Here is a 5499-nt window from a genome sequence, read left to right on the forward strand (position 1 = left end):
TGTGACTCCACTTTCGATTCAGAATGACGTCATCACGTTCTAAGAGTCCTGACCCTAGTCTTTTAAGGCAATTAGCCCGATGATATGCTTTGTCGTCTTTTCCGGCCCCATGCTTGTCGTTCGGGGGCACCTGGTTAGCCCCCCTGTATCCGTTCAGGCCTCTTGGAAACGACGCGGACGATCACACTCCGGGACGGTTCCAAGAACCCGCGCGATCCCGATTCACCCCCGCCATAAATGCAGCGCCGGGCGATGGCTTCGTTCTACCACCAAAGCCATAAAAATCATAAGATAAGCAGGTCCAGCACCCGTTCCGGTGGCCGGCCGATCACCGCCCGGTCGCCGGCGATGACCAGCGGGCGTTCGATCAGGATCGGGTGTTCGGCCATCGCGCCGATCAGTGTCGCATCGTCGTCGGACTTGCTGAGGCCGAGTTCGCGAAACAGCTTTTCGCCGGTCCGCATCATGTCGATTGCGGCCGGCGCGCCCAGGGCGGCGCGGGCGCGCTCGATATCGGCGCGGTCCGGCGGGTCCTGCAGATAACGCCGTTCGCGGATGTCGACGCCACGCTCCTGCAGCAGCGCCAGCGCCTGCCGCGACTTGGAGCAGCGCGGATTATGCCAGATTTCGATCACAGCCAGTCCTCTCTCTTGCTTGCCACCGCATCGGCGACATTGGCAAAACCGTCCCGTTGCAGCAACCGGTCCAGCCCGGTGGCGATCTCGCCGACCAGCGACAGCCCGCCATAGACCAGCGCGGTGTAAAGCTGCACCGCCGAGGCCCCGGCGCAGATCTTGGCATAGGCCTGTTCGGGTGTTGCGATGCCGCCGACGCCGATCAGCGGGATCGCGCCCTGGGTCAACAGGCTGAGCCGCGCCAGAACCCGGGTCGAGCGGTCAAACAGCGGCGCGCCCGACAGTCCGCCGGCCTCGTCGCGATGCGGGCTGCGCAGCCCTTCGCGCGACAGGGTAGTGTTAGTGGCGATCACCGCATCAATGCCGGTGTCGCGCGCCACTTCGGCGATGTCCTGCAATTCCTCGGGCGACAGATCGGGCGCGATCTTGAGAAAGACCGGGATCGGACGTGCCAGACCGTCCCGCGCCGCCAGCACCCCGCGCAGCAACGCGCTCAGCGCCGCCTTGCCCTGCAGGTCGCGCAGCTTTTCGGTGTTGGGCGAGGACACGTTGACGGTGGCGAAATCCAGATGCGGTCCGCAATGTTCCAGAACCCGGGCGAAATCGCCCGGCCGGTCGTCGCTGTCCTTGTTGGCCCCCAGGTTCAATCCCAGCACCGCCCGTTCGGGACGTTGCGCCAGACGGTCGGCGATGGCCTGCATGCCGTCATTGTTGAACCCGAACCGGTTGATCGCGGCCGCGTCCTCGGACAGGCGAAACAGGCGCGGACGCGGGTTGCCGGGCTGCGGGCGCGGTGTCGCGGCACCGACCTCGACAAAGCCGAACCCGGCGCGCGACAGCGGGTGCAGGGCCTCGGCGTTCTTGTCGAAACCCGCGGCCAGACCGACCGGGTTGGCCAGGTCCAGCCCGGCGACGCGACAGCGTAACCGGTCCGAAGTGATCGGCCCGGGCGCCGGTGCCAGACCGGCCCGCAATGCGCGCAGCGCCATCCCGTGCGCGGTTTCCGGGTCCATCCGGTGCAGCGCTGCAAGTCCCAGCCGTTCCAGCGCGCTCATGCCAGTTTCTCCGGAAACTGATGCGTTCCGTCGACCAGCGGCAGGGGTGCGGCCCAGAGGACCTCGGTTTTGCGCAGGGGGCGGTAGAGATGGGGAAACAGCGCGCCGCCGCGCGAGGGTTCCCATTTCAGCGCGTCACCCATGGCCTCGGCATCCAGCGCCAACAGCATCAGGTCCGTGACCCCGGCGAAATGCTTCGCGGCGGTTTCCGCCACCTGTTCGGCGGTCGAGAAATGCACAAAGCCATCCGCCAGATCGACCGGCGCCCCGGCGGTCTCGCCCCGGGCCTGCAACGCGGACCATTCACCGGCCCGGAATATCTTGTAGATCAGCATGGCGCGGTGATGCCCCGCGCCCTTGTGCGGGTCAAGCGGGTTCGCATCGGACAGGCGCAGCCTTTGACAGATGCGCCAAAGCGGCGCAGGATCCGCCCAGAAAAAAGACCGACCGGGAGACAAACCATGCTGAGCCGAATTCTGACCACTGTTGCCGCGCTGGGACTGAGTGCCGGCACCGCCGCTGCCGACTATGCGCTGACCATCCTGCACACCAACGATTTTCATGCCCGGTTCGAACCGATCAGCAAATATGACAGCGGATGTGAGGCAGCCGACAATGCCGAGGGCAAGTGTTTCGGTGGCACCGCGCGGCTGGTGACCGCGATTGCCGAGGCGCGGGCGCGGTCCGGCAATGCGATCCTGGTTGATGGCGGCGACCAGTTCCAGGGCTCGCTGTTCTATACCTATTACAAGGGCCAGGTCGCGGCCGAGATGATGAACAAGCTGGGCTATGATGCGATGACCGTGGGAAACCACGAATTCGACGATGGCCCCGAGGTGTTGCGCGGCTTTCTGGATGCGGTGACGTTCCCAGTGCTGATGTCCAACGCGGATATCACGGCCGAGGCGCTGTTAAACGGCAAGTTGCCGAAATCCACGGTGATCGAACGGGGGGGCGAAAAGCTGGGCCTGATCGGCCTGACGCCGCAGGACAATGACGATCTGGCCAGCCCGGGGCCGAACATCACTTTTTCCGACCCCGTGGCGGCGGTGCAGACCGAGGTCGACGCGCTGACCGCACAGGGCGTGAACAAGATCATCGTCCTCAGCCATTCCGGCTATGCGCTGGACCGGCGCATCGCCGCCGAGACCACCGGGGTCGACGTGATCGTTGGTGGCCATTCCAACAGTCTGCTCAGCAATGTGCAGGACGGGGCCGTGGGTCCCTATCCGACGATGGTGAACGAGACCGCGATCGTGCAGGCCTATGCCTATGGCAAGTTCCTGGGCGAGCTGAATGTACGTTTTGACTCCGAAGGCAGGCTGATCGAGGCAACCGGTGAACCGCTGGTGATGGACGCCACGGTGAGCGAGGACTCCGTCACCGTCGCTCGGGTTGCGGAACTGGCGCAACCGCTGGACGAAATCCGCAATACGGTGGTCGCCACGGCCGCCGCGCCGATCGAAGGCAACCGGGACATCTGCCGGGTGCAGGAATGCCAGATGGGCAATCTGGTGGCCGATGCGATGCTGGCGCGCGTCGCGGATCAGGGCGTGCAGATCGCCATCGCCAATTCCGGCGGGCTGCGGGCCAGCATCGATGCTGGCGAGGTCACCATGGGCGAAGTCCTGACGGTGCTGCCGTTTCAGAACACATTGTCGACTTTCGAGATCAGCGGCCAGGTGGTGATCGACGCCCTGGAAAACGGGGTCAGCCAGGTCGAAGAGGTCAAAGGCCGGTTCCCGCAGGTGGCGGGGCTGAAATACAGCTGGGATTCCGCCGTGGCTCCGAATGCAGGCCGGATCTCCGAGGTTCTGGTGGCCACGCCGGCGGGCTATGCGCCCATCGATCCGGCGGCCACCTATCTGGTGGTGACCAACAACTATGTCCGCAATGGCGGGGATGGCTACAAGATGTTCGCAGGGGATGACAAGAACGCCTATGATTTTGGCCCCGACCTGGCCGATGTCGTTGCCGAATACCTGGCCGCCAACGCCCCCTATCAACCCTTTGTCGCGGACCGCATCAGCCGCAAGTAATATCGCTGCGGCACGAGGATCGGGGGGCGGTCAGCCCCCCATCAGCCGCGGATCAAAAGGATAGCGGGTCAGGTTCTCGTACCCGTCCTCGGTGATCAGCACCTGGTCTTCCAGCTTGATGGAAAAATCCGCCCCGACCTCGCTGACCAGCGCCTCGACGCAAAGGGTCATGCCCGGCTGCAAGGGATAGTCAAAGGCGCCGGGCACCGCGCGGTCGGGATAGGCGACCAGCGGCCATTCATCGCACAGCCCGACTCCGTGCATCAGGCAGCTGTATTTCTGCGCCTGGTACTTGTCGTCCAGCCTGTGTGCATTGGCGGTCAGTTCGGGGATCATCACACCGGGTTTGAGCATCTGCATGTTGGTCATGATGTGGTCATGCGCATGCTGCATGGCGGCGATCATGTCCGGGCGCGGGGCGGCATCGCCGATCCACCAGCTGCGCGAGATGTCCACGCAGATGCCGTAGCTGCCCACCAGATCGGTATCAAAGGCGACGATCTCGTTCGGTTGCGTGATGCGCGGGCCGCATTCCTGGAACCACGGGTTGGTGCGCGGTCCCGAGGCCAGCAGGCGGGTCTCGATCCATTCGCCGCCACGGCGGATGTTCTCGGCGTGCAGCACCGCCCAGATGTCATCCTCTGAGACCTGTCCGCCGGGCACATGACTGTGCGCGAACTCCTCCATCGTGCGCATGGCGGTTTCGCAAGCGTGGCTGGCGCAGCGCATCGCCTTGATCTCGTCCGGGCCTTTTATCGCGCGGGATTTTTCCGTGACCTCTTCGCCGGGCATGATCTGCAGCCCCTGGGCCTGCAGCGCCTGCAGCCCGTGCAGCATGACCTTGTCCACCGCCAGACGATTGTTGTTCGGGGCATGTTCGGCCAACAGCAGGCGGATCTCGTTGGAAAAGACATCGGCCGCAGGGGCGATGCGGTCACCGCGGTCGAAATAGAACAGGTCGGCCCCGGCACGCTGTTCCCGCACCAGCGGGTTAAAGGTCGACAGAAAGGGCGCGTTTTTATAGTCCCAGATCACCATGTACCCGTCGGCGCACAGCAGAACGGCGCGAAACGGGTTGTGGGTGTTCCAGAGCTGCATGTTGGTACTGTCCGTGGCATAGCGGATGTTCAGCGGATCAAACATCAACAGCCCGGCATAGTCGCGTTCGACGATATGCCGGGTCAGACGGGACCAGCGGTATTCGCGCATCGCTGCAAGATCCGGCAGTTCCAACCCTGCCGCCGCCCATTCCGCAAAGGCCAGCCGGGTGGGGCCGATCTCGATCCGGTCGTTGTCATTGGGGCTGCCGTCGCCAAGGACGGCGCCCCGCGACGGGTCGATCTTGCGGCGGCCGCAATAGTGATGATCCATACCTCGCTCTCCTCTGTTTATTGATCGTGCTGTCGCGGCAGATCGCGTGTCATCGCCATATGCGACACGAAACCGCCGTAAAATGAACGGAGGACGTATTTCCTTGCCAGACGGTGCCAGGTATCGCCCGCGATGTAAGACGGGCTGGGATGACGAACGCCGAGGCGCTGAACTACGTGAAGGAGACCCTTCCGGGCGCGTGGACTAGCCTCAAATGCATCCACGGTATCGCAACGACCTGCGGAAACGGGCGAGGACGTGATGATGGCGCGGGAGATCAAGGCGGCGCGGGAAGCGGACATCGATCGGGCCCTCGGGCTGGACAAGGACGCAGCTTGAGGGCCTAGACTCAGGCCTCATTGATTTTCGCCTGGCTGCGTGATTCACGGTTCGAAAAGC

5 protein-coding genes are annotated in these 5499 nt (G+C 64.0%); 1 reads left to right on the forward strand and 4 read right to left on the reverse strand.

Annotation, left to right across the window (positions count from 1 at the left end; all coding sequences use genetic code 11):
• Nucleotides 1-284 precede the first annotated feature (284 nt).
• The 3 genes from arsC to ACFMPD_RS17230 are packed head-to-tail and all read right to left on the reverse strand — an operon-like array spanning nt 285 to nt 2025.
• Nucleotides 285-635, reverse strand: a complete 351-nt coding sequence (arsC, locus tag ACFMPD_RS17220) for an arsenate reductase (glutaredoxin) (RefSeq protein ID WP_380997180.1) — start codon at nt 633-635, stop codon at nt 285-287.
• A complete protein-coding gene (locus ACFMPD_RS17225) occupies nt 632-1690 on the reverse strand; it encodes a quinone-dependent dihydroorotate dehydrogenase (RefSeq protein ID WP_380997182.1) in 1059 nt (352 codons plus the stop codon). Before ACFMPD_RS17225 ends, arsC begins: the two co-directional genes overlap by 4 nt.
• On the reverse strand, nt 1687-2025 hold the full coding sequence (locus tag ACFMPD_RS17230) for a DUF952 domain-containing protein (RefSeq protein WP_380997185.1): 339 nt from the start codon (nt 2023-2025) through the stop codon (nt 1687-1689). The genes ACFMPD_RS17225 and ACFMPD_RS17230 overlap by 4 nt, the downstream gene beginning before the upstream one ends.
• 126 nt (nt 2026-2151) lie before the next feature.
• On the opposite strand from ACFMPD_RS17230, the gene ACFMPD_RS17235 reads away from it, so the two are divergent.
• Nucleotides 2152-3729 (forward strand): bifunctional metallophosphatase/5'-nucleotidase, encoded by a 1578-nt coding sequence (locus ACFMPD_RS17235; RefSeq protein ID WP_380997187.1) that lies wholly within the window; start codon nt 2152-2154, stop codon nt 3727-3729.
• A gap of 30 nt (nt 3730-3759) precedes the next feature.
• Here the strand turns inward: ACFMPD_RS17235 and dddP are convergent, their stop codons facing one another.
• Nucleotides 3760-5100, reverse strand: a complete 1341-nt coding sequence (gene dddP / locus ACFMPD_RS17240) for a dimethylsulfonioproprionate lyase DddP (protein WP_380997190.1) — start codon at nt 5098-5100, stop codon at nt 3760-3762.
• Between the last annotated feature and the right edge of the window lie 399 nt (nt 5101-5499).

The sequence above is a fragment of the Sedimentitalea sediminis genome (assembly GCF_042687825.1).
GTDB lineage: Bacteria > Pseudomonadota > Alphaproteobacteria > Rhodobacterales > Rhodobacteraceae > Sedimentitalea.

Coding starts and splice junctions, on each gene's coding strand:
- ACFMPD_RS17225 (WP_380997182.1), bottom strand. CDS start 1,690: ATGAGCGCGCTGGAACGGCTGGGACTTGCAGCGCTGCACCGGATGGAC.
- ACFMPD_RS17230 (WP_380997185.1), bottom strand. CDS start 2,025: ATGCTGATCTACAAGATATTCCGGGCCGGTGAATGGTCCGCGTTGCAG.
- ACFMPD_RS17235 (WP_380997187.1), top strand. CDS start 2,152: ATGCTGAGCCGAATTCTGACCACTGTTGCCGCGCTGGGACTGAGTGCC.
- dddP (WP_380997190.1), bottom strand. CDS start 5,100: ATGGATCATCACTATTGCGGCCGCCGCAAGATCGACCCGTCGCGGGGC.